Genomic DNA, 22,002 nt, shown 5'->3' on the forward strand with positions numbered 1-22,002 from the left:
ACCACGGATTGTCCCCTTGTGTGATCCTCACTAAACCTCATAGCCCGAGGTTGTCACAACAATCATTGGCACACAGGGTTGATCGGACCGTGCACTTCGAATCGTTTTCCGGTCTTGGTGAACCTCATTGTGTTCTCCCCCCAGTTGACTTTGGCTTGACGGAAGCCACCCGACCGATGCCCCTCGTTTAAACGAGGGCCAGGTTCGGTTTTTTCTGATGCGGGGCGCCGCTCAACGAGACTCTCGGCAGCATCCGAGCCATTTCGTCGAAATATGGGAAGCTCGACCATTGCTCCCAGTCGCCAACGACATAGACCGCCTTCCTGGCTCTGGTCACCGCGACGTTGAGCAGATTTGGCTCCTGTGCGGCCCATTGACGCGCCCTTGGCCGGTTTGGCTCACCACCGAGTACGAAGATGACGTAATCGGCCTCTTTGCCCTGGAAGGTGTGAACGGTGCCCACGGACTTCACTGCCCAGTCGAAGCCCAGGCCCCGCGACGAATTGAACAGGGAAAACAACTTGGCTCGCGATTCGGCGAAGGGCGTGACAACATAGACCGATGCCGCACCCGGGGCACCGGTGATGGTGCGCACGAGTTCCTGCGCGACATTGCCTTGTGCCGGGATGTAGTGGCCTTCCGAAGTGCTCGCCGGCACGTCGATCCACCTGCTCGGCCCGGCCGGGAATTTGGCGATATCGTCCGCGCGATAGACCTTGCCTTGGACCATGAGGCCGTCATAAGCGACGGCATTGGCGATCTCAAACATCGGCGCGCGGCACCGGCGATGGACACGAAGCGGTGATCCAACCCAGTATGGGTTGTCCGAGTCGACTCCCATCTGTGCCCCGTAGCGCGTCGCGCGATCCGCCAGGACCTGAGCGGAATGCAAGATCGGATGCCAATGCGGCCCAACCCCTTCTCGCCGACGAAGTAATTCGATCGCCTGGCCTGGCAAGGGCACCACCGGCTTGATCTGCTTCGGATCCCCGATGATCATGGCACGTTCCGCCCGCCAGACCGCACCAAGCGCCTGCTGCGGCGTCGCCTGCCCGCCTTCGTCCACGAAAACCCAGCCGATCTCTCCGCATTCGAGCCCATCAAACAATCGACTGAACGACGCGAAGGTCGAGGAAACAACCGGGACTGTGAGGAAAAAGCTCGCCCAGATGTCCCGCAGATATCCACCGAATTGCGCAGGACGCAATTTGCCGGACAAAATGTCGACAGCCAGGCTGAGATTTGACCGGAGCCTTGGCGAACACATGATGAAGGCACGATGAAGCTGGATCGCCTGAATGAAACACTCGCAGCGCAATCTGTGCAGTTCGTCATCCATCCAGGGCGACGACAATTGCCGGATATCTTCCGGACCGGTCAGGAATGCCGCATCGATCACGGCGCCAGAGAACGAGCTGCCCGCAACGACTTCGAGCGCATCCACGGACTTCTGCCGTGCAATCTTGACCTTCGCCCGTATTTCCTCCGCCTTACGCTGCAGCGATGCCGCGTTTTCCTTGGCAACGCGAACAGCCTCTTCGGCCGCATCCTTCAATTCTGCGAAATTTGCCTCGTCGATAATTCCGGCATCAGCCAGAAGCTGCTGGAGAGCCGCTTTGGCTTGAGAGAGACGCTCGCCGGCCTCGGCCAATTCAGTCTGGCTCTTCTTCTGTGCCTCATTCAGCTCGGCCAGACCCGCCTCGGTTTCTTGCCGCTGATGCTCCGCCAAAATCTTTTGCTTGGCGCAATCGGCCACCTTTAGAACCGCCGCGCTGTGGGATCTGCTCCATTTGCCGTTGAAGAACCGGTCAATGATCCCCGCGATTCCCTTCGGCGCGTGCTCCGTTAAGATTGCCAGGGCCGCTTCTTCGGCCAGATGCACGCCACGCCATTTATCGTATTCGACATTCCGAGCGCCCAACTTTTTGAGTTCGGCAGTGATCTCCGGTTCGAGCGCAGCCACGTGGTCCGCAAGGGTCGCGATAGACCCCAGCGTATCGGCAACCGCATTGTCGGCATTGATGATCTGGATAATCGCTTCCAACGCTGTCGCGGCTTTCGCCTTGTCTGCCTCAGCCACATCGAGGATGGCGAGTGCTTCATTCAGCGCCATCTCCAGGGCGTCGACTTCGATGACACGCTGGTGCGCCACCGCCAAGGCATCGAGTTTAGCCAATCGAACTTTGACTGCTTCCACGCTGGCCAAGAAACTTTTTCGTGCGGTATTCCAGTTCGGCGGCGTGGCATTGCGCAGATACCATTGCATCGAAATCCGGGTTTCGTCGGTGATTGGTTCGTCCTTTTTGGGCGTGCCGAACCAGAACGAATTGACGAAATCCTTCTTGTTTTCGCTGTTGCCGAGTACCGCGGCGAGCATGCCCCAACACTTTCCGTGCGACCGGGTCTTGCCGTTATCGGAAAAAACAGTGTCCGCCACGCTGGGAAAATACCCAGCAACTGGCCGCCAGGACGAATCGATCGCTTTTGCAGCAGGGATTTCGGTGGTGACATTTTCGACGGCCCCGTTGTTGGCCGAAGCGACTACCATCTCGAAACCCAGCAGCTTTTCGCTGATCTCCCAACCACCATACTCGTGGTCACGGATGCCTATTCGCCTTGCAAACGCCGCATCTGGGTCGGCAAAGGTCGAGAGCACCAGCGCCCGATCGACGATGACCGCGGCCACCATGTCCCGCAGCAACGTCGTCTTGCCGGTTCCGGGTGGCCCGTTGGTGCCGAAGAGACCTCCGTCCTCACCGATCTCTTCGAAGGCGAGATTGACCGCCATCTGCTGTGCCAGCACGAGATGGTGGTGGCCATCGGTCGGCCATTTGCCGAAGGGCATCTTGGCCGGGCGGAGGATTTCGTGGAGCACCTCCCGTTTCCGGGTGACGTCGATCCGCTTGGCTTCGTCGATGCCGAACAGGTACTGTTCGACATTGCCGGTATTTTCGCCGTTCGCGAACGCTGCCAGGATACGGGTCAGATCATCCATCAAGAAGCTGTTCAGCAGGCCTGGTTCGACAGCGTAGGGGCGTCCGTTCTTGTCCTTTTTCACCCACCTCGCCTCGATGCGCAGGGGCACGAATTTGCCGTCGGGTGGCATCGTCCATCTGACGCCGGCCGCATAGCTCTCGGCACAAGCCACCGCATCCTCAATCGAGAACGGCCGCGTTCCCTGCGTCCGGACGAGATCGCCGTCTCCATTTTCCGTGAGGTAATAGATTTCCCTGGTCGCCAGAAAGCCGTGGAAATCGTCCTGCGCCGCTTGCTCGGCCCCGGTCTCTCCTGACCAGCCACCGGCCGGCATCCTTCCAGTTTGCTGCAGGGTCCCCATGGCCCACGGTGATGTGGAGAACCCCGGCTCACCGAAAATCTCCCCTTCCGCTGAGGCGGTCAGACACATCATTGCCGTCGGCTTAGCCGCGAAAGGCTCCACCTCATCTTGGAAGTCGAAGAATCGGATCAATTGATCGACGACGGAATCGGTGGAAACGATCCCGATCCAGAGGAAGAAGCGCCAGCAGCCCTCGCCCGTTTCTTGGAAGCGGCGGCTCTGAGATGGCGACCAGGGAAGATCATTCCCGGTCTTGGGCTCCCAGACATTGAAGGGCTGGGATTTGGAGTTCTTCGGGGGCTCGCCCGTCGACAGGTATTCAATTCCCTGCCAATAGCGCAGAATCGTGGAGGGGTCGCAGCGTTCCACCATTTGAGGCTCCGGATTGGCGTTTATTTGAGGAGCAGGTCAGCCTTTGGCTGCTGCATCGGGAAGGGTCAGAGCGGACGAGGCCTGGCGGCGGTGGGGTGTGCAATTTCGACAGAGAAACCCCCTCCCGCTCGATAAATGGGTCATTTTTGGTCGGGGCTAGAAGATCCAAAGGAAGACATCTGTTCCGCAGCGGCGTAAACCGCTGCAACCGCACTCTCCTCGACCATGACGTCGTTGATCCCGATCGACTGGCTCAAGGCGATCTCCGCGCTCACCACAGCGACGAACGACGGTATCGTCCCCAGGGCGGCATTCTCCTTTCCGATCTCCCGCAGTTGGCTCCAATTGTCGGCCGAATTGGCGGGCAAGTCCGCTTCGGAGAGCATCTCGGTCAGTTTGGCGGCAGCGGCGCCGATGTCGGGAAGCACGTTGGCGGCCGGCGTCACCATCTGCGCATCAGCCAGCCGATCAGCCATGCCCCTGACATCGTCGAATTCACCGGCCTGCTTGATCGTCGTCGCCGAAGCATGGGTCGCTACCAGCATCACGGTCGCCGTCAAGAAACTCGCCCAGTTACGCATAATCTTGGTCCTCGTCGTTCAAAACAGCCGGAATAAGGAGGTTTGACGTGGAATGGCGCTCATAATGATGGGCAGCGCCCCGTCGCGGGACCCGAGGGACGGTACCAGCGATCATCCCGTCGCCGGCACCGGCGCTGGATGTCTTATTCTTCCTGTTCGGTCTCATCCGAGTTCTGGGCGCCGGCGGCCGGCACACTCAGGTCATACCGGATCGAAGCACCTGCTTGGGTGGCGGCGGCGAGGATCTTGGGCTTGAAGTAGCGATCCACAGGATCCGTGTCGCGCACCAGGATGGCCTTCACCTGATTCTGTTCACGCAGGCTCACGAGAAAGCCTTGCCTGGTTTTCTCGACCTTGGTGATCTCGCCGCTGTTCATCACTTCGCGAAGGTCCGACCAATGGTGAATTGTTCCCAAGTAACTCGTGCGGCCAAAGTAGAGGGCGCCGACTGCGGCGATGGCCACGATCAACAGGCGACGAGATTTCTTCTGAGGGACTCGGGCGGCGCCATTAGCGATCGCCGGTTGATTGGATGACGTCACGGTATTCGATCCTCTGATCCGTTGTAGCGATGCGTCTCGCCAGCGTCCTAAAATCCTTGGCGACGCGCTGTAAGGAGAGCGACAGCAGCCAGGAGACCGAAAGGCCGACGGCACGAAGCGAATTCTATCGAGAGCCGGCGCCGGAAACTGCGCCCAATAACTCACCGTTTCGCACTAAACTCAGGGTCCTTGAAAATTCGAAAAATGAGCCAATAACTTAGAAAGGCGGCTGTTTCTGCGGGTTTCCCGCGGCTGAGATCGATTGTCTATCCTGTTCCGGACGACGCTGGTACAATGTCTGATCTTCGTTATTCGGCTATCGAGGAAGCTGGACTGGCGATGGAGCGTCGATGACAAAGTGGCGCACGGACAATGCCAGCGTCGATTGGACGCATCTGGTTGTGCGAATATTGCTGATGGGGGTCGCCGGCATCGTTATGGCGCCGCGGATCATGCCCGTCTACGACTTCATCGTTGACCATGCCCAACTCTTTTATGCAGTCGGACCGGTTCTGTTTTTCGGCGGACTGCTGGGTCAAAAGGGCTCCGGTTGATCCCCAGGCGTTTTTCCTTTGCCGGCTCTTCCCTATAGTTCTGCACGTTTTCGCGACTTATTCCCTGCTTCCCGAATTATCCGTCTGGGGTAGCATCCCAGCACGTCTTCCATACAATGGGCAGTGACGGGAATGGCAAGTCGGCCGACGATTAAAGAAACAACGCTCCAATCTGAAACTTTCGCAGGCGTGACCTATAGCATTCAGGGCGAACTGGTACCGGTGCTCGCGGTCGAGATGAGTACGCGGCAACCGATCTACTTCGAGCACCACGTCCTGCTCTGGAAGACCGCGACCCTGGAGATCGCCGTCAAACCGATCAAGGGCACCGTCAAACGGCTCTTCTGCGGCATGCAGATCTTCGTCACCGAAGCGCAGGGCCACGGGCAAATCGCCTTCAGCCGGGATGGCGCTGGGCAGATTCTTGCCCTGCATATCGAACAGGGAAAATCGATCCAGGTCCGCGAGCATCAATTCCTGGCCGCCACCCAATACGTTGAACCTGCATATCGAACAGGGAAAATCGATCCAGGTCCGCGAGCATCAATTCCTGGCCGCCACCCAATACGTTGAATACGAGTTCGAACGGGTGTCCGGTATCTCGAACATGCTTTTTGGCAGCAGCGGCCTCTTCATCGATAAATTCCGCTGCATCGACGGTGACGGCATCCTTTGGCTGCACGGCTACGGCAATGTGTTCGAGGTCGCACTCGAGGAAGGCGAAATGATCGATGTTGAGCCCGGCGCTTGGCTCTACAAGGACGGCGCGGTGAAGATGGACACCAACATGATCGGCATCGCCAGCGGCTTTCTGAGCAGCACCAACATCGCCATGAATCGCTTCACGGGGCCTGGCCGAGTGGGCATCCAGTCGATGTATATCGACGGCGCGGCACCACCGCGCGGCAGCGAAAAGAAATAAGGATCTTTCGCGTCACAGCCGGGCCGGCAGTGGCAATTCGTACGCATAATCGTGGAAAAGGCTTTGGCGATGTCCGACAACAACCTGCTGGAACAGGTCAAAAAGAAGAAGGTGCTGATAGCACTCGCTGCAATTGCGGTGATTTATGTGTGCTGGACGCATAGAGGCCCATCTTCACCAGGAGCTGAGCAGTCCGTCGACCATCCGACTGTGATCCATGGCCAGAAACTCTTCCATGTCATCGATTGGCCGAACCGCGCGCATGTATCCGTCCCCAACAGCTGGTGCCGCTACGGGAAGGAACGCTGGGGTGAATTAGGCCCAGAATGCCATTTGAACGAAGCCGAGCGTGAGCCACCCAGATGCTTTGAGGAAGGTGAACTTTACGAAGATGATGTCAGGCCCGAGGATAAGCCCGAAGTGCCCTGCGCCCCGCCGGACTTTGCGCCTTAGGGCGCACCGATCAGGCGTGATGCGTCATAAAATCCCGGCCCACACGCACGGTCGCCCTCAGCGGGGACGAGAGAACGGCCCAAGTCAGACGACCGTAAAGGTGAATACCCTCGACGAAGCTCGTCATCAGAATTTGGGCCACGGCACGCATTTTCGGATGCTCCCGTTTTGTTCTCTGAAAAAGATATAAGCCTGCCGTCCCGTAAAGTCAATTTTTTGACCGGCGTGGCAAATATCCGGGCAACCGGTCCGGGACGCAAAAAGGGCGCCGACCCGAAGGTAGGCGCCCTTTCCGTTGTGTTGAAGAACTAGGCGTTCTTCAAAGAATCATGCCCGTGTCCGCCGTTGCCACGGATACGATCCCTCCACACCGCCAGAATGGCGACGATGGGCGCCGACAGCATCGCCCAGAAGAGATCGGCGTATAGCCGAGTCCCTTCTTTGAAGCTGCCGGACAGAACTTCCATGATTGTCATGGCTTCTCCTCGTCCCTCTTGAGCATCCCATGTACCGCTTCGATTCCGGTCACTCCGATATAGACCAGAAAGACGATCGCATCCGCACCCTCCAAAGCAAAATGCAGGTAGGTGAGAATTGTGATCGTGATCGGATCGCAGTGAAAGTCTTCGAGGCGCTCCACAAGGAAGCTCAGTATTACGGCGATTGAATAAACCGCCCCAAATGCGAAAAATCCTGCGAAGGAATGACCCACGAAGGATAATACCGGCTTTATGGGCCGTTTGTTAAATTGCATATTATTCTCCTAGATCGGTCTCCTTTCTTGTCAAAAGGATCGATGATGAAGGGCTCTCCGCCGGCTGACGGATACCCTGGTGAAAACTCCCGCACTGGCCATGCGGCCAATGCAAGAGCCCAGGCCGAGCTTGCGCTCGGCCTGATTCCTGGCTGACACAAAGGTCTGCATGATGATGCTGGGGTTGGATCCCGATCAGGCGATTTAGAAATCCATCCTCTCGCCTTTCTGGAACGCGACGAAAGCTTCCGCCTTTTCCTGGCTTTGGAAGCGTTCGACCAGTTTTCCGTCCGCCATAACAGTGGCCTCATAGCCGCCGATATCGGACGAGACAGTGGAAAGTCTGGGCAGATGGAACCCGGGATGCCGATAGAGATCGGAGCCGGTTTTCACATCTTGAATCCGCACGATGTTGAGCGTCGGAATGTCGGTCCGCCGGCGCGGGTCGAGGCTGTCGAGGAGTTGGGGCGTCTTCAGCGTGCCGGTCGAGCGACCGACAAAGCCGATGACGTCCGTGCCCTCGATCCACACTTTGCCTGTGGTCGGATCACCGAAATAAATCCGGATCTTCGCCTTGCTGTTGCGAACCCGTTCAAGGACCCGCTGAACCGCAACCGGCGTATCGGGCTCGAACCAGGTGTCGGCCAGGCCGCGACGATCGGCCATCCGCAGCAGTCGGCGGTAGTCCTCATACTGCACGACGTTGCCAATCTCCGTCCTGGGGGGTTCGCGCACGCCGAGCTTCTTGGCCAGTTGCGCTGCTGTCTTATAGACAGTTTGGAAACCAGCTTTGGTGGTTCCGAAAGGCCCATCAATAACGAAGACAGCCTCTTTGTGATTTGTGGAAATGGCCATGATCTTCTCCCTGATTCTTCACTGCACGGAGAAGGGCGCGCATTTCCCCCTTGGCGGGAAAAGGACGAACCTTCCCCGGCAGGGGTTGAAACCGAATGGTTGATTGCGAAGCGCGGCCCTAATTAAGCGGCGCGCCATGGACGATTTGCGTGGTGACCGATGCGAGCGGTGGGAAGCTGACGAAGATCGCGCGCTTCCGGTCTCGACGGTGAGCCTGCATGACTTTGTCCATCACCCGGTAGATCACCAGGATCAGGAACCCCATCACGGCCAAGCCGATCAGGGGGTGCGAATTGGCGCCGATGTAGATGCCTGCGGCGAGCGCGGCCACATAGGCGGTGAAAAATGCGGCAAAGACCGCGAATTGTTTGAACATGCTGCCTCCTCACCAGCGAAGAGGCGCAATAATCCCATCGGGAGAATTGACCTCCCGGCTGGGCTGGTTAGGGTGTTGAACGGGTCTGGTTTAGAAGTTCGCTGCTTCTGACAGCGTGTCGTCGAACACGGCCGAAGTCTTCGGAAGACTGGCCGGAGCTTGGGCCGGAGCCTGCTTGGGCGTTGCCGCCGCGCGGGCCGGAGCCTTTACGGAAACGGCAGCCGGAGCGGAAACCGCAGGCGCTGTCACCGGAGCGGTGGCAGGCGGAACGGCGGCCGGCGCCGTAGCCTTCATCGGGATCTTGGCGCAATCCTCGAACTTGACGTCACCGTCATGGTGGGCATCGAGGAAAGCCTTGATGCGGGCAGCCACGATGTTGTCATGAGGCTCATCTGCCTTCAGGTTAAAGGCGAGCTGGGCGTCGGACGGGGCCATGATCACCACCCGATCTCCCGCCTCAAAGTGCGAGAAGACCCGATGAATACCGACTTCGAGTGCTTCGAGGAGCGTGTCAGTGCCTCGGTTCCATTCGATCTTGATGGTTCCGCGGCGGCTTTGGAGCACGAGTTCCGTAGCCGACGTTCCCTGTGGTGCCTCGTCATACGCGAGGAAGATCCGCCAGCAGACAGGCTTTTCAGCCTTTTTCTGCGAAGGACGCTTCTCCTCGACGATCTCAGGCTCGGCCCTATGGACCGGAAGAGCCGGTGCATCACTGCGGCAGAACTTCTGCCGCAAAAACTTGAAGCCCTGATAGATCGTATAACAGGTATTGATGATAAGACCCCAGGTGAAGAACAAATGGGAATAATCGGCGACGGTCATGTCTCTGCCTCCGTAATGCAGACGTGCGAATCCGACGCGAAGATTTCGCGTGGATTGGACGGTCTTTATTGATGATTGGGCGTAAAACACCCGATGAACGGAGAACGTATCTCCAGTGATGAAAGCCTGGCTTAAAGCGCTTGTCTCCGCGAAGGGAGAGGGCTTGTGGCGCGCTTGCAGTTCGAAAACTGCCTTTTGTCCTGATCAGACGAAGCTGAACGATCGCACGAAGGCGAAGGGACGAAAGTTATTCTTTCTATCACAGGATTGCGCCAGGCGGAAGGCATTGTGCTGGCGCATCGCGTTCCGCTCCTCGGCAGAGTTTTCAATATGGCTGGGTCCAGCCGGTCCCTCGGCAAAAAAGTGCCGGGAACAACCCGATAGGCAGGTTGCCGGCCATGGTGGTCGGCGTCGTTGCCGAGCGGGAGCACGATATGAACTTTTTCAACGATGACGACGACATCTGCGAACTTTGTGGCCGGCGGGAAGCGGTGCGCTGGTGGCACGGTCTGCACCTCTGCCCGGAGTGCTTTGAAGACGAGGCGGAACGCGCGTTTGGTCGCATTCTTTCGGCCGAGGATTGATTTGGGGGGAGGCGGTCGGTGTCGGCCGCCTCTTCCCTATCCTGGTCGAGAGCTGAGAATTTGCGCGGCCCCCTTCTGGGGGTGATGATCGTTGCCAGCAGGCGTCGCTGCGCGGGATCGTCGACGAGGTCAGTCCGGTAGGGGGAATGAAGTGATGGTGCATTCGGTGGAACATGCTCCGGCGCCCAGCCAACAGGTTCTTTATGACCGCGTGTGCCGTCAGATCATCGACCAAGCGCCAGGCGCCGCGGTCGCCTGGTATCTGATGGCGGCCTACCTTTATTATCATGAGGACGTGGTGATTATCTCGGACGGCATGTTCGAGCACCTCTCCGCGTTTTTGGCAGCACATTGGACGGCCATCAATCATCCCCACAAGGCCCTTCTCAGCTTGGAAGATCTCACGACCGGATCGGCCTATGCCATCGCCCGCGAAGCCTATCCAGCAGTGGTGGTGAGCGCCGCGCACCGGATCCTTCGGGAGGGAGTACAATTGCCGGCGCCGGCGTCGGCGCCAACGGGTCAACTTCAACTTTTTTAGGCACGTCACCAGAGGCCGCAGCATGGGCACCCTCGAGGTGCCTTTCGTTATCGGGCAGGCATTTTCTGCTCTGGATCCGAGACAAGCAAATCTGCCCGTCTCAAATCGCGCGCTTTTCACATCGCCATCGTTCCCTGTATGTTCTATATCGTAGTGAGCATGATGGCGGCTATTTACGACTTCGAATACCGAATCGAAGAATTGGATGGGCGCGGCCGATCGGCTGGGACGCTCGCGCAGGGAGTCGACTTTCATGCCATCAGGGCCGCCTACCTGTTCCTCGCGCAAACTCGCCCCAATGCAAGGTTGATGCTCTTGCATCGGTCCCGCATCCTGATGTCGACGTTTGCCGACGGCCAGCCGGATCGGACCACCGAGGAAATCGGCGACGGCGCTGAAACGAGGGCATCCATGTGCGGGCGCTATGCGATCATCACCCCGGCTGCGGAACTTCGTCGTCTTTTCGGAACGACCAATCCGCTGATCAATGTTGAGCCGCGGTATAATGCGGCGCCGACGCAGGATCTGGCCGTCATCCGGCATAATCCAGACACCGGTTCCAGGCATCTCGATTTGCTGCGCTGGGGCTTGGTTCCCCGTTGGTCGAAAGACCCGTCGACCGGCGCAAAGGCCATTAATGCCCGGGGTGAGTCCGTTGCCGACAAGCCGCTGTTCAGGGACGCCTTAAATCGAAGGCGCTGCCTGGTGCCGGCTACAGCCTTCTATGAATGGCAACCCGCCGCAGGGCGCAAACAGCCCTATGCGATCGCCCCGGTCGGTGGCGGGCTGATGGCCTTTGCCGGTCTGTGGGAAGCCTGGAAGGCGCCAAATGGGGATATCCTCCGGACGTTCTCCATCATCACGACGACCGCCAACGCGGCAACCGCGCCGATTCACGATCGCATGCCGGTCATCATGCCACAGGAAGTATGGTCCGTGTGGCTGGGCGAGACTCCGGCATCTCCTGACGATCTGAAGGGTCTGTTGCGCCCGTGCCCAGACAAATTTCTCAAGACCTGGAGAGTCGGTCCAGAAGTTGGAAGCGTTCGCGTCGACCGGGCCGAACTGCTCGCCCCGATTCCGGAGCCGTGAAGCATTCAGGCACCCACATTCCCGGTTAGTTTCAGCGGCAACGCCAGTGCAGCTTGTCCGATAAATTGTCGGGAATGGATATCTGCCTAGAGAGGTGTTGTCGATCGTTTCGCCTGAAGGGTGTCCCCCCGCGCCCGGTGGTCGTACCCCCGGCCACACGGCCGATAAGAAGGCCTTATCGGACCGGTGACCACCGGTGGCAAGGGGACACCCCGCCTGACGTCTCCCCAGAGGTGAAACTGAGACACGGGGGCCGATCGGGCATGATCGGTCCCCGCCTCTCATCGAAAAAGAGAACGGAGAATTTCTCTTTCGCGAAAAGGGGAGGCGCTTGCGCGCCTTCCTATAGGCTCCTATAGTATCCTATAGGTTTAGACTGCAGATTGCCGGAGACTGAACAGCCGTGAGCAAGGTTTATTTCCCCATTCGCTATATCGACGTTCCCGCCAGCGATCCTCACCGAGGCGACCCCGCATATCGGGTGTCGTACGGTGTTGAGCATTGGGCGGATGGATCTGCCCAACACGTATACAAGGTCCAGATGGTCTACGGCGGGATCGTGGCAGGTAGAAAAAGTCCCTCTTTTCCGGCGAACTCCGATGATTTGGAGCGGGTTATCGCTGCCCTGACTCAAGTCAAATCCGGACACGGCAAAAGTGGTCGCGGCCAAATGAGCGCTCTTTCCTCTCTCGTCGAGGAGAGTTGAGCGTGGAATAGAGGTCACGTCTTCGCATTTCGCGGCGACTGCACCCTATGCTCTCCGAAAATTCAGCTGGTTGAAAAGTAGAGGCGGAGAAAATCATGCCTATACCGAACGCGAAGACGTCGATCACTGAATTCCGCCGGCGCTACGGAACGACTGAACGGCGCCGGTATTTGCTTGCTGCGCTGGATCGCGAGATCGCCAACCTTCTTTCCTTCGGGACACGTATTCAGATCTTTGTTTTTGGCAGCTTTCTCACGAAGAAGCCCGAGCCTGGTGACATTGATCTTTTGGTTCGCGGCCACGCCAACACGCCCTTTGCCCCTTACAACAGTGTGTGTCCGGGCGACATCCAGGTGAAAAGCAGTTTCTCCGTAATGGGGTCCCGATCTTATTCGCGGTCGGAAATCGTCGAGAAATTCAATGGAGATCATAAGAATGTGAAAAATGGCATTTTCATCAACGAAGATGGGGTCACTGAATTGATTCTGGAGGCCGCGGAAGATACGGCAGCGCCGCAATGAGGCGGCTCAATTTACACCCAGCCTCCACCGGCTTTGGAAGTCAATTTGTGCCGTTTTTGCGCGATATAGCTGGTGGCTTTTGTGCATCCGCTATTTGATCCTAGCGACGGGAAAATTGGAGCGCGGGAAAAATGTGGTTTGATTGCTGGAGAGGAATTGGGAAAGAGGTGGCAAGTGACCGCTGAAAGAAAGGCGCTTTCTGTCGAGCGCATACCGTTTGACGAATCCAAACTCGCGACGCTCAGCCTTGGCGAATTTACGCCCGATGAAATCGACCTGGTCGCCCATATTTATGATGGGCTCGACATCGATCAGGCCTATCCGGCGGCCTTCGGTGAAGTCGCCGAGATCAGCGATATGGGCGAGATCCTCGCTGCCTCGACGGCAACCATTATGCAGGAAACCATCGGCACCCTGCACAAGGCGCTGAACGACGCGAACCCGGAAAACGTCATCAAGGGCCGCAGCCGGTTGGCGCGGTGGACCGGAGCAGCCATCGAGGTCGAGATGAGGTATCGTGCGGCCTGCACGAGAATCTCGACCCTCGTCGATGGTGCTCGTCAGCGGATCGCTGATTCCGATGCCTTTGTTCACCGCCTCGATGGCTTGCGCCAAGCGCACGTCCTGGCGATCCGGCACCTCAGGGTTCACCTAGCGGCCGGTCGCCTCTACACCGCTGGCTACGTTCCTCCGCCACCGGTGGCGGGTGAACTCGGAGGCTCGGCTGCCAAGGATCGCTTCACTCGACGCCTCAGCAACATCGCCGTGATGCTGCACTCGACTCAAATGGCGCTGGCGCAGATCGATATGGTCAAGGCGCAAGTTAAATCGCAAATCGAGCGGCTTGGCCAGGCTGTCGAGGTTCTCCTGACCGTCTGGCGTAACCATGCCTTCTCGGTGCTGGCTTCGTCGGTCGACGCCCCTGAACTCACCAATTCTTACAAACTCGCTCTTTCCCATTTGAAAGGGATCAACTGATGCCCAGCTCTCCCGCGATCATCACCACGTCTGAAAGCGCCGACATCGCCCTCTCGGCCGATGATGAAGCCTACGTCCTGGCATTGCGGCAGTCTCTCGACCGCAAAGATCCCATCAGCATCACCAACTTCGGCCAGGATGTTGGAGCGCATGTCGCGCAACACACCGACGCCCTCCTCGCTCGCGTCAGCGGCAGCGACCTGAACATCATTGGCGACAAGTTGGGGAAAGTGCTCAGCAAGGCCCAGGGCATCAATACCAGCCGTCGTTTCAGCGGCATCCCCGTCGTCGGTAAGATGATCGGCAAAGTCGTCCACTTCAAAGAACGACTGCTGACCACTGTAAAGTCCGCCAGCGAGCAAATCGGCGACATGATGATGGAAGTCGACTCCGTCCGCGGTCGGTTGGTCGCCGAGGTTGGCGAGTTGGAGACAATGTACTCCAACGTCAAGGACGAGTACCGGCTGCTGGGGCTGCATATCGTAGCCGCCAAACAGCAGTGCGAAGAATACCGAGGGGAAGCAGCCACCCTGGCTGCCAAGGTTGAAGCCTCCAATGATCCCGAGCTTGCGCAGGAGTTGGCCGATCTTCAGCAGGACATCAACCGGCTGGACAAACGCTCCACTGATCTCGCCGCCTTGCAGGAGTCGGCGCTGCAGACGCTTCCCGCGATCAGGATCATGCAGCGCAATTGCCATTCCTTGGTCGAGAAATACCAGACCATCCAGACTGTGACGGTACCGGCCTGGCGGCGGCAGATCGCACTCGCCATTACCCTTGAGGAACAGCGTGAGGCCGTCGAGCTGGCTGAGGATATCGACAACACGACCAACGCCTTGCTGCGACGCAATGCCGACCTGCTGCACGACAACGCCGTGCGGAGCGCCAAGGCCAACCAGCGCCTGGTGATCGACGTCGAGACCTTGCAGCACGTACAGGACCAGATCATCAAGACCTGCACCGAGGTCATCCAGATCGAAAAAGCCGGGGCCAAGGAGCGGCGGGATACCGAAGCCAAGCTGCAAAACATGCGCACGGCACTGACCGTCAAGCTCCTTTCCGGCAGTGACAAGGCGGCTTAACCCGCTCATGGCCAAAACAGTGGTCGATATCAGCCGCGACAGGCTGGAGGCAGCGACAGAGGTTCGACCGGTAGGGGGCGACCTTCCAGTCCGCTTGTTTGACCAATTCGACCATCTGAAACTACGGGTGGGCCGCCTGCAGCATTTGGGGTTTGTATGCCTGGCGGTCGTTGGCACGTGCTTCCTTGGTGAAGTTGTCACTCACGACAACCCTGATATCGCCCAAAGCACTGCCGACATTGCGGCGTTAACCAGTGCGACGCAACACCCTGCCGTGTTGGACACATCGGGTTCTCGACAGCTCCCCTCCGATGAAGCATCACGGGCGTTGCCCTCTTCATCCGACACGGAAACCATTATTCCTGGTGCAAATGCACCAGCTTCTTTGATGCCCCGAGAGAGTAGATTCCTGGGCTGGCGGCCGAAACACCCGCGCGGGGAATATTCTCAGATTTCCAAAAGACATATCGGCGCCGGTAACGGTGACCTCGACCAGACCACGTATTTGACGTACCGAGGATAAGCGAATGACTGATCAGACCATCGCGTTTCCAATGACAGAAGTCGAGTTGCCGGAAAGGCTTTTGACCGACATCCGCAACCTCAAGAAGCGTGGCCTGAGTTGGACTACGGCCGGGAGAATTGGCGCTGCCATCGGCCTCACGGCTCTTGCAGTCACCTCGCTGGTGTCATATTTCATGATGCCGGATCTTCAGTCTCTTCCAACCGACATTGATATCCCCAGCGCTTTGTTGACGGTCTCTGTTCCCAGCAGCCTCGCTGGCGGCAGCCATGCTGGCATCGAGTCCATGGCCAGCGTAATGATGGGGTGGATGTCCGGTACATTCGGAAAAGTCATTGGCGGTGCGGCGATCCTTGTCGGACTTCTTAATGGCGTTATCCGTCAAAATGTCTCCGCAGCGATTACGGGCATTGGTGCCGGAATGATGATCACCATGGCTCCTGACATTATGGGCACGATGCTCGACGTTCCTACGACATCGTCATCCGCCGGCGCAGAAAGCCGCAGCACCGCTCCAGAAAAATCCATGCTGCAGAAGTCCATCGAAGCCCACGATTGGAACCAGGTGCGCGCGTTCCTCGATGGCGACAGTTCGCCGTCGGCGGAATACCTCCTGACCCAGATCGCCGCGCAGCAGAAATCGTCCGATCTGCGCGATCTTGCCACGCAGCTCGATGCCATTGTTGCCCAAAAACAGATTTCCGTGGCGCCAAACCGCCTTTATACCATCGAGCAAGCGGCTTTTGGTGCCGCTACCTCGCCGGCGGCGCTCGACTGGGCCGCATCGACGATGGCCTCCGCCGGTACCTTTCGCTCCACCATTCATTTCCTCTACCTGCTGGAGGGCGTCGCAGAAGCAGGCCTTCTCGGTGTGTATTTCGTCGGCTGGAAGCTGACGAGGCGAGTGCGCAGGCTTGAAACCATCTCTGGCTACAAGGTGGATGAAGAACCCAAGGTCATCGAAGCCTCTCCGACCACCAGTCCCAATAATGTGGATGCAGCGGTGGGCTATCACGGTATCGGCGGTGGCGCCAATGGTGCCTATCGCCGGCGCTATGCCATGGCTAAACGAGATGATGGTGATAACGACTTGACCGATCTTGCGACTTCCTATGCGCTTGGGGTTCCCACCAATTTGTCGGCTGCAGCGCTGGTGGGCGCAGAAATGCGTCACGAGGCCGACCATCACGAACATGAGCGTGTCGTCGTGGTCCACGATTATGCGCCGGCGCCGGTTGCCTCAGATGTTGGCGACGATGACGATAGCGACAGCGGCTATTCGGACGGCGGCAGCTCCGACAGTGGCAATGACGACTGACGCAGCCGGGGAAGATGATCATGACATCTGATGGATACCGACAACTGGGTTACCTGCTTCGTGGCGCCGCTATCGTGACGATGATCGCTCTGGCCCGGCAAATCTATATGGCCATCACCGGCAATGTGGGTTGGCCGATATCGTTCCTAGCCTCCTATCTTGCGGAACAGGACGTTCGTTTTTCTACTGGGTTTGCGCAATGGCTTATCGGGGTCATTGGATGGTTGGCTTTGGCGGCGTTTTGCGCGCTTTCGCTGACCGCCGTTTTGGAAGCCTGCACCAACAGGGCGTGGCCGGGACGCGATCGATCCTTTCTTTCATCAGGGTTATGAATTCGCCAGGGTAAGGACTCGAGCATGGACAAATTGGGAGCGACCGACGCGGCGGACACCATGGCAGAGGTTTTGTCGAGATTGGCGGCGCGCTTATCTACTGAAATTCTGCCGCAGCTTGAGACGGACGGAAAGCGTGGGGACAATTTGCGCAGGATCATACAAGAAATGCATGACGTATCGCTTGCCTGGATGACGCCGCCGCAGTCGGAAATACCCTGAGCCACCTCATGAAATTGGCTATTCAGGCTGGGGCTGCGCGCCGCGAGCAAGAGGTAAACGGGATGGAAGCATTCGGTGAAGGAGTGTCGGTTGTCGAGGCGAAAAATAAGCCACCGTTCAACAACACGCTTTTCTTCCATGACGAGGCTGGTCGGGCGTGCCGTTATCTGACAGATCCACTTGCGGAAACCTATCTGGCCCCACCCGAGAATCTCGTCAAGGATGGCATGCTGCCTCCTCAAGAATTCGAGGTGTGCGCAGCTTTGCTTGAAATGAAATTGTTCACCGAGAGAGCTATTTCCTACGGCACTTGGAGTTTCTTCCGACGCTCCGAACGCCGAGCCGCATGGGAAATTGCCCGGCAGAAACAAAACCGGCTTATGGAGTTAGTCAACAGCAGTCGCGAGCACAAGGCAGCGATCCGTCGTATCGTAAGCGCAATGCCGCCAGATAATGGCGGGCGCGAAGTGCTACGGCCCTATACGAAGTAGAAGCTACAAGGCGAAGAATTGCGATGTTCCTGCTCGTCTTTGCATTCCTGGGCTGGTCGATCCTGCTCAATACTCGACAGCTGGCGCTCGCTATCCAGGCCCCAGAGGCAGTTCAGTCCACCGTCCGAATTCGGCTTTTTCTTCATTTCGTAGCGATGATCTGTTTCGCGGCTAGCGTCTTCTTCGGGCTGTTGTGGCCTGGCTTCCACCTTGAAATGAAGATGAACGAAACCAACTGGTCGGTGTTTTTCTTCCTGGGTTTTGGAGTCCTCTCAGTCGGAATTTTTGGTGAGCGTCTATACCGCACCTGGACTGGTGCGCATCCGCTGAGGGGGATTGCCTTCGGCATGGTCGTCTGGGCCGCGCTCGGCGGCCTTTATATGGTCGGCGCTACCCTTGACCACTTCTGGTTCTTCTCCTCAAAGGATGCCGGCGTCGGCTGGGCCGAGGGTATCGGCGCGACGGATGTCAAATGCAACCAGATATTGCTGGTCAGGATCGAGACAGACGACGCGATCTACCGGTGCCCGAACATGGTCACCTACGGCTATATCCTGGGAACGCCATTCGCCCCTTGGCCTGATTACCACCAGGGCCGGAGCGCTGAGTTGAAGTCTGCCATCGACCATCTCAGGCTATCCGCTCAGCACCTCCAAAATCCCGACTGAGGGCCAAGCCCGCATTCAAAACTGCAAATCGCAGGCTCGCTCGAAATTGCGACCCCTGATGGACCGGATAACCTGTCGGAAGCGCTCCCTACACCGAGGACATAAGAATGGCTCGTTTCAAGGATATCGATGGTGTTCGAACCGGCAATTTATTCCGCGTTGATCCTACCCGGATCAAGGAGGATCCCGGCTTCAACATTCGGATCGAAGATGACGATTACGAACAGCGCTTGGAATCCTATACCACGATGTATCTGGCGGGCAGCGAGCCGCCCCCGCTGAAGGTTTATCTGCGCGGCGACGAAATCATCGTTGTTGATGGTCACGTTCGCCGGCGCGCGGCCTTACGCGCCATCGAACGCGGCGCCCAGATTAAGGATGTCCCCGTCGTTCAATTCACCGGCAATGATGCAGACCGCGTTGCTGCCATGCTGCAATCTGGCCAAGGCCGCGGTTGGACGCCGATCGAACTTCTGATGGGCTATAAGCGCCTCACCGCCTTCGGGTGGACCGAGAAGCAGATCGCCGAGCAGGTTGGCAAGACCGAGCAGCATGTTCGCGACATCATGGCGCTCGCTTCCGCTGACACGAGCATCCAGAAGATGATCAAGAACGGCCAGGTCTCGGCCTCTCTGGCGATTGAGGTTGTCCGGCAGGACGATCATTTGGCGACCGCAACCCTGACAGCTGCTGTTGAAAAGGCCAAGGCCGAGGGAAAGACCCGTGCGACGGCCAAGCATGTCACCGCGGTCCGCGGCGGCGCAAGCGGCCGAGATGTCAATCGTGCGCTTCGTGATCTTCTGAATGAAATCCGCCGGCAGGTCGAGCAGAGCGGGGTCACTGACGAGGATTTCGACGACCATGTCTTCCATATCGAAGGCCGGTTCCTGAAAACCCTTCAGATGTCGAGATAGGCCGGACCTGGCACAAATGAGGTTGCTGGCCCCAATGCCGGATCTTTGCCTGGAACGATCCGGTTCAACTATCCGGTCCGAGAGGCGGTCCAAATGACCGCCTTTTCCCTCGGCCGATCATTGCATTCCGAGTGCGGCCTTATAAAGCTCCAGCAGTTCTTCCTCCTCCTTCCGATCGTTCTCCTCGACCTTGCGCAGAGAAATGACCTTGCGAAGGATCTTGACATCGAAACCAGTGGCTTTGGCTTCCGAATAAACCTGCTTGATATCCTCAGAGAGCGCCTTTTTTTCATCTTCGAGACGCTCTATGCGTTCAACATACTGTAGGAGAGCTTCCGCGGCGATGCCGCCAATTGTTTCCCTGGATTCAGAGCCATCTAACATAATATCACACCACGCGTTAGCGGAAGTTCTTACAGTCTATATTCATCGCCAACCAAATTGCAACGCTTCGCGGCGAGTTTGCAGGTTCTTTTCGGCACACGCTTATCTGTGGCGACACCGGAATGAATTATGGATTTGTAGTATTATTATTGAATGCCGCAAGTCAACCACGAGAACAAGACGTTTTTGTGCGTTATGGAGCGCTGCTTGCTGGAATGAACTGGGGTATCTTTGAATGTCTAGCATGGAGCGATCATGGCGAAATTATTCAATCGCAGCGTAGTGCGTGTTTTCAGAAGCGTGACCGATTTCGGCCATAGGGCAATGGTACCGATCTCGGTGGTGATCTTCGCTGCCGCTGTGGCGGTCTGCGCCGATCAGGCGCCTTCAATGACGTGGAATTTCTGCCAAGTTGTCATCGCAATGCTCCTGGTAAGCGGCCTCGTCCTGGTCGGTACGGCCAAGCCGCGCTCTGTCATGGTCACTCGTCGCCGGCCCAGGAGAAAATAGATGGCAGACGGCGACCATAGGTCGGACCAGCTCACGGATGTTGAAGGGATCCTCACCACCCTGATTCAGCAACCAGAAATTCGTGGTTGCCGGTACAAACCGAACTCCGCACACCGCCGTGAGTGGTTATTGGGTTTGCTAAGTTCCAAACTGCATGTCCGCAATGGCGGTTATCAGTCCGACGCGTTCAGAAACGGCGTCCGCGCAGCGGGTGGCGCTGCGGAAAGGAACCGGCCATGAAAGATCCGGGACAGCCGATTCGCCGGCGGATGTTCACCTTCGACGATCCGAGCCCGTGGTGGGATAGCGTCATTCTGTTGATCGGTATCGAGGGTTCCTTGATTGGGGAAGCCTGGAAGCTTCACGACATCGAGATCGCCTGTAATGGCATTCTATTCGCCTACATCATCTCGCTCACGGTCCGCGGACTCCGCGCCGATCTGAGGGAAAAGGCCAAGAGGTACCTCCAGGGCCGCTGGTACTGGTACATCGCCATCGCTCTGACTTGCGTTGCGCTCGTCGGGGTCGTTTTCCGCTGACCCGTTTAGATCAGGACCGCAAAGCATGGATGTATTCGGTCTCGGCCCCCTCAAGTCGTGGATGTGGGGGCCTATCGGAATCTGTCTCGCCACCGTTTTGATCCTCGTAAATTTCGAGGTGACCGGCGATCGCTTCTTCTGTGGCTACGCGGCGACAGGTGGTTCTCATTCCGTAATCCGCTGTTTCGCCGTCAGATTTGGTTGGTGCATCGCCGGGGCACCACCGTATCCGTTGCGCTGATCGCCATGACGATGTTGGCGATGACGCTCACGCCCGACGGAAATCCTCTTCGCCTTATTGGCCTGGCCGCGGCGGTCTGGACAATCTGGGTAGCGATTGGCGTCGAACAGACCCGCGTCCCTCTGGTCAACAGGGCTTCTCTGGCGACAGCCGGAGATAACCGTCACGACGCGTTTATCTAACCACACATCTTGTCGCCAATGTGGCCCGTGATATTGGGCTGTCAGAATCGACAAGTAAAAATTGCCAAATTTATTCGGCAAGGAAAAAAGAGCATGAAGACATATAAACTGACAGGCACGACTGTTAATGGCCTCCAGGCCTTCGTATCAGGTCTTCCAGAATTCGTCGGCTATGTTGTGGGTCAGGATGGCAATGCCACTGCCATCGACCTTTACCCTCTGAACGAACAATGCGAGATTATCCGCAACGCTGCGCCCGTTGGGCGGATCGAGATCGCGGAGCCCTACAGGCTGGCGGTCTGGGATGGCGATGACGTCCAGCCGTTGGCCTATGTTACTCAGATGGTTCTGGCCGCTCATGTTGGGGCAGCGATTGGTCAATCTCGCATTGGACAACGCCTATGCGTCCATTTCTTCAGTGATCATCGGAAATTTCCGATTCTGGTCGATGCCGAGTTGCATGAAATCGCGACACGGTTCTTGCCGGACGGTCGCTATCAATGGCCCAATGGAGGCGTTCAAGCCAATTGCGCACCTGGTTGCCAGGCATAATACCAACTTTCGGTGAGTGAGACTCACGGAGGGGATTCCCAAGCCGGCCAGAAT

General features: G+C 57.7%; 32 protein-coding genes. 23 read left to right on the forward strand and 9 right to left on the reverse strand.

Going from position 1 to position 22,002, the window contains the following annotated elements:
- Window positions 1-187: 187 nt before the first annotated feature.
- From F8N36_RS14445 to F8N36_RS14455, 3 genes are all read right to left on the reverse strand, one after another.
- Window positions 188-3,709, reverse strand: a complete 3,522-nt coding sequence (locus tag F8N36_RS14445) for an AAA domain-containing protein (RefSeq protein WP_291333576.1) — start codon at window positions 3,707-3,709, stop codon at window positions 188-190.
- Between the two features lie 140 nt (window positions 3,710-3,849).
- On the reverse strand, window positions 3,850-4,290 hold the full coding sequence (locus tag F8N36_RS14450; RefSeq protein WP_291333578.1) for a hypothetical protein: 441 nt from the start codon (window positions 4,288-4,290) through the stop codon (window positions 3,850-3,852).
- A 143-nt stretch (window positions 4,291-4,433) separates the two neighbouring features.
- Window positions 4,434-4,832, reverse strand: coding sequence for a hypothetical protein (locus F8N36_RS14455; RefSeq protein WP_291333580.1), 399 nt, complete (start codon window positions 4,830-4,832; stop codon window positions 4,434-4,436).
- Between the two features lie 350 nt (window positions 4,833-5,182).
- Between F8N36_RS14455 and F8N36_RS14460 the strand changes: the two genes are divergently transcribed.
- From F8N36_RS14460 to F8N36_RS14475, 4 genes are all read left to right on the forward strand, one after another.
- The gene (locus F8N36_RS14460; protein ID WP_291333582.1) at window positions 5,183-5,386 is read left to right on the forward strand and encodes a hypothetical protein; all 204 of its coding nucleotides are present in this window, start codon (window positions 5,183-5,185) and stop codon (window positions 5,384-5,386) included.
- 189 nt (window positions 5,387-5,575) lie between these two features.
- On the forward strand, window positions 5,576-5,959 hold the full coding sequence (locus F8N36_RS14465; RefSeq protein WP_291333584.1) for an AIM24 family protein: 384 nt from the start codon (window positions 5,576-5,578) through the stop codon (window positions 5,957-5,959).
- Entirely contained in the window at window positions 5,883-6,308 is a 426-nt protein-coding gene (locus tag F8N36_RS14470) for an AIM24 family protein (protein WP_291333586.1), read from the forward strand. Before F8N36_RS14465 ends, F8N36_RS14470 begins: the two co-directional genes overlap by 77 nt.
- 69 nt (window positions 6,309-6,377) lie before the next feature.
- Window positions 6,378-6,761, forward strand: coding sequence for a hypothetical protein (locus F8N36_RS14475; RefSeq protein ID WP_291333587.1), 384 nt, complete (start codon window positions 6,378-6,380; stop codon window positions 6,759-6,761).
- Window positions 6,762-7,069: 308 nt separating this feature from the next.
- Here the strand turns inward: F8N36_RS14475 and F8N36_RS14480 are convergent, their stop codons facing one another.
- From F8N36_RS14480 to F8N36_RS14500, 5 genes are all read right to left on the reverse strand, one after another.
- Complete coding sequence (locus tag F8N36_RS14480) at window positions 7,070-7,237, reverse strand: hypothetical protein (protein ID WP_291333588.1); 168 nt, start codon at window positions 7,235-7,237, stop codon at window positions 7,070-7,072.
- The gene (locus F8N36_RS14485; protein WP_291333589.1) at window positions 7,234-7,515 is read right to left on the reverse strand and encodes a hypothetical protein; all 282 of its coding nucleotides are present in this window, start codon (window positions 7,513-7,515) and stop codon (window positions 7,234-7,236) included. The genes F8N36_RS14480 and F8N36_RS14485 overlap by 4 nt, the downstream gene beginning before the upstream one ends.
- A 204-nt stretch (window positions 7,516-7,719) precedes the next feature.
- Window positions 7,720-8,370 (reverse strand): hypothetical protein, encoded by a 651-nt coding sequence (locus F8N36_RS14490; protein WP_291333590.1) that lies wholly within the window; start codon window positions 8,368-8,370, stop codon window positions 7,720-7,722.
- Window positions 8,371-8,488: 118 nt separating this feature from the next.
- Complete coding sequence (locus F8N36_RS14495) at window positions 8,489-8,746, reverse strand: hypothetical protein (protein WP_291333592.1); 258 nt, start codon at window positions 8,744-8,746, stop codon at window positions 8,489-8,491.
- A 90-nt stretch (window positions 8,747-8,836) separates the two neighbouring features.
- Window positions 8,837-9,568 (reverse strand): hypothetical protein, encoded by a 732-nt coding sequence (locus F8N36_RS14500; RefSeq protein ID WP_291333593.1) that lies wholly within the window; start codon window positions 9,566-9,568, stop codon window positions 8,837-8,839.
- 434 nt (window positions 9,569-10,002) lie between these two features.
- Here F8N36_RS14500 and F8N36_RS14505 point away from each other — a divergent pair, with 434 nt between their 5' ends.
- The 14 genes from F8N36_RS14505 (at window position 10,003) to F8N36_RS14570 (ending at window position 19,540) form a co-directional block, all read left to right on the forward strand.
- Window positions 10,003-10,152, forward strand: coding sequence for a hypothetical protein (locus F8N36_RS14505; RefSeq protein WP_291333595.1), 150 nt, complete (start codon window positions 10,003-10,005; stop codon window positions 10,150-10,152).
- 154 nt (window positions 10,153-10,306) lie between these two features.
- The gene (locus F8N36_RS14510; RefSeq protein WP_291333597.1) at window positions 10,307-10,693 is read left to right on the forward strand and encodes a hypothetical protein; all 387 of its coding nucleotides are present in this window, start codon (window positions 10,307-10,309) and stop codon (window positions 10,691-10,693) included.
- 138 nt (window positions 10,694-10,831) lie between these two features.
- Window positions 10,832-11,785, forward strand: a complete 954-nt coding sequence (locus F8N36_RS14515; RefSeq protein ID WP_291333598.1) for an SOS response-associated peptidase — start codon at window positions 10,832-10,834, stop codon at window positions 11,783-11,785.
- 403 nt (window positions 11,786-12,188) lie between these two features.
- Window positions 12,189-12,491, forward strand: coding sequence for a hypothetical protein (locus F8N36_RS14520; protein WP_291333599.1), 303 nt, complete (start codon window positions 12,189-12,191; stop codon window positions 12,489-12,491).
- Between the two features lie 95 nt (window positions 12,492-12,586).
- Window positions 12,587-13,012, forward strand: a complete 426-nt coding sequence (locus F8N36_RS14525) for a hypothetical protein (protein WP_291333600.1) — start codon at window positions 12,587-12,589, stop codon at window positions 13,010-13,012.
- Window positions 13,013-13,084: 72 nt separating this feature from the next.
- Complete coding sequence (locus tag F8N36_RS14530) at window positions 13,085-13,990, forward strand: hypothetical protein (protein WP_291333601.1); 906 nt, start codon at window positions 13,085-13,087, stop codon at window positions 13,988-13,990.
- Window positions 13,990-15,072 carry a toxic anion resistance protein gene (locus tag F8N36_RS14535; protein ID WP_291333602.1) on the forward strand — a complete coding sequence of 361 codons (1,083 nt, stop codon included), beginning with the start codon at window positions 13,990-13,992 and terminating at the stop codon, window positions 15,070-15,072. Before F8N36_RS14530 ends, F8N36_RS14535 begins: the two co-directional genes overlap by 1 nt.
- 7 nt (window positions 15,073-15,079) lie before the next feature.
- Window positions 15,080-15,595 (forward strand): hypothetical protein, encoded by a 516-nt coding sequence (locus tag F8N36_RS14540; RefSeq protein ID WP_291333603.1) that lies wholly within the window; start codon window positions 15,080-15,082, stop codon window positions 15,593-15,595.
- A 4-nt stretch (window positions 15,596-15,599) separates the two neighbouring features.
- A complete protein-coding gene (gene traA, locus F8N36_RS14545) occupies window positions 15,600-16,913 on the forward strand; it encodes a TraA family conjugative transfer protein (RefSeq protein WP_291333604.1) in 1,314 nt (437 codons plus the stop codon).
- 20 nt (window positions 16,914-16,933) lie between these two features.
- A complete protein-coding gene (locus tag F8N36_RS14550; RefSeq protein ID WP_291333605.1) occupies window positions 16,934-17,245 on the forward strand; it encodes a hypothetical protein in 312 nt (103 codons plus the stop codon).
- Between the two features lie 24 nt (window positions 17,246-17,269).
- Window positions 17,270-17,467, forward strand: coding sequence for a hypothetical protein (locus F8N36_RS14555; RefSeq protein WP_291333607.1), 198 nt, complete (start codon window positions 17,270-17,272; stop codon window positions 17,465-17,467).
- Window positions 17,468-17,475: 8 nt separating this feature from the next.
- On the forward strand, window positions 17,476-17,958 hold the full coding sequence (locus F8N36_RS14560) for a hypothetical protein (RefSeq protein ID WP_291333608.1): 483 nt from the start codon (window positions 17,476-17,478) through the stop codon (window positions 17,956-17,958).
- A 23-nt stretch (window positions 17,959-17,981) separates the two neighbouring features.
- Complete coding sequence (locus tag F8N36_RS14565; RefSeq protein WP_291333609.1) at window positions 17,982-18,626, forward strand: hypothetical protein; 645 nt, start codon at window positions 17,982-17,984, stop codon at window positions 18,624-18,626.
- 107 nt (window positions 18,627-18,733) lie between these two features.
- A complete protein-coding gene (locus F8N36_RS14570) occupies window positions 18,734-19,540 on the forward strand; it encodes a hypothetical protein (RefSeq protein ID WP_291333610.1) in 807 nt (268 codons plus the stop codon).
- 117 nt (window positions 19,541-19,657) lie between these two features.
- On the opposite strand, the gene F8N36_RS14575 is transcribed toward F8N36_RS14570, so the two are convergent.
- Window positions 19,658-19,924, reverse strand: coding sequence for a DUF2312 domain-containing protein (locus F8N36_RS14575; protein ID WP_291333611.1), 267 nt, complete (start codon window positions 19,922-19,924; stop codon window positions 19,658-19,660).
- A 255-nt stretch (window positions 19,925-20,179) separates the two neighbouring features.
- Between F8N36_RS14575 and F8N36_RS14580 the strand changes: the two genes are divergently transcribed.
- The 5 genes from F8N36_RS14580 (at window position 20,180) to F8N36_RS14600 (ending at window position 21,948) form a co-directional block, all read left to right on the forward strand.
- The gene (locus tag F8N36_RS14580; RefSeq protein WP_291333612.1) at window positions 20,180-20,434 is read left to right on the forward strand and encodes a hypothetical protein; all 255 of its coding nucleotides are present in this window, start codon (window positions 20,180-20,182) and stop codon (window positions 20,432-20,434) included.
- Window positions 20,435-20,674 (forward strand): hypothetical protein, encoded by a 240-nt coding sequence (locus tag F8N36_RS14585; RefSeq protein ID WP_291333613.1) that lies wholly within the window; start codon window positions 20,435-20,437, stop codon window positions 20,672-20,674. It abuts the gene before it with no gap.
- Window positions 20,671-20,973 carry a hypothetical protein gene (locus tag F8N36_RS14590; protein WP_291333614.1) on the forward strand — a complete coding sequence of 101 codons (303 nt, stop codon included), beginning with the start codon at window positions 20,671-20,673 and terminating at the stop codon, window positions 20,971-20,973. Before F8N36_RS14585 ends, F8N36_RS14590 begins: the two co-directional genes overlap by 4 nt.
- Before the next feature lie 201 nt (window positions 20,974-21,174).
- Window positions 21,175-21,396, forward strand: coding sequence for a hypothetical protein (locus F8N36_RS14595; protein ID WP_291333615.1), 222 nt, complete (start codon window positions 21,175-21,177; stop codon window positions 21,394-21,396).
- Window positions 21,397-21,489: 93 nt separating this feature from the next.
- On the forward strand, window positions 21,490-21,948 hold the full coding sequence (locus F8N36_RS14600; protein ID WP_291333616.1) for a hypothetical protein: 459 nt from the start codon (window positions 21,490-21,492) through the stop codon (window positions 21,946-21,948).
- Window positions 21,949-22,002 lie beyond the last annotated feature (54 nt).

It is taken from the genome of Desulfovibrio sp., from assembly GCF_009712225.1.
Taxonomy (GTDB): domain Bacteria; phylum Desulfobacterota; class Desulfovibrionia; order Desulfovibrionales; family Desulfovibrionaceae; genus Desulfovibrio.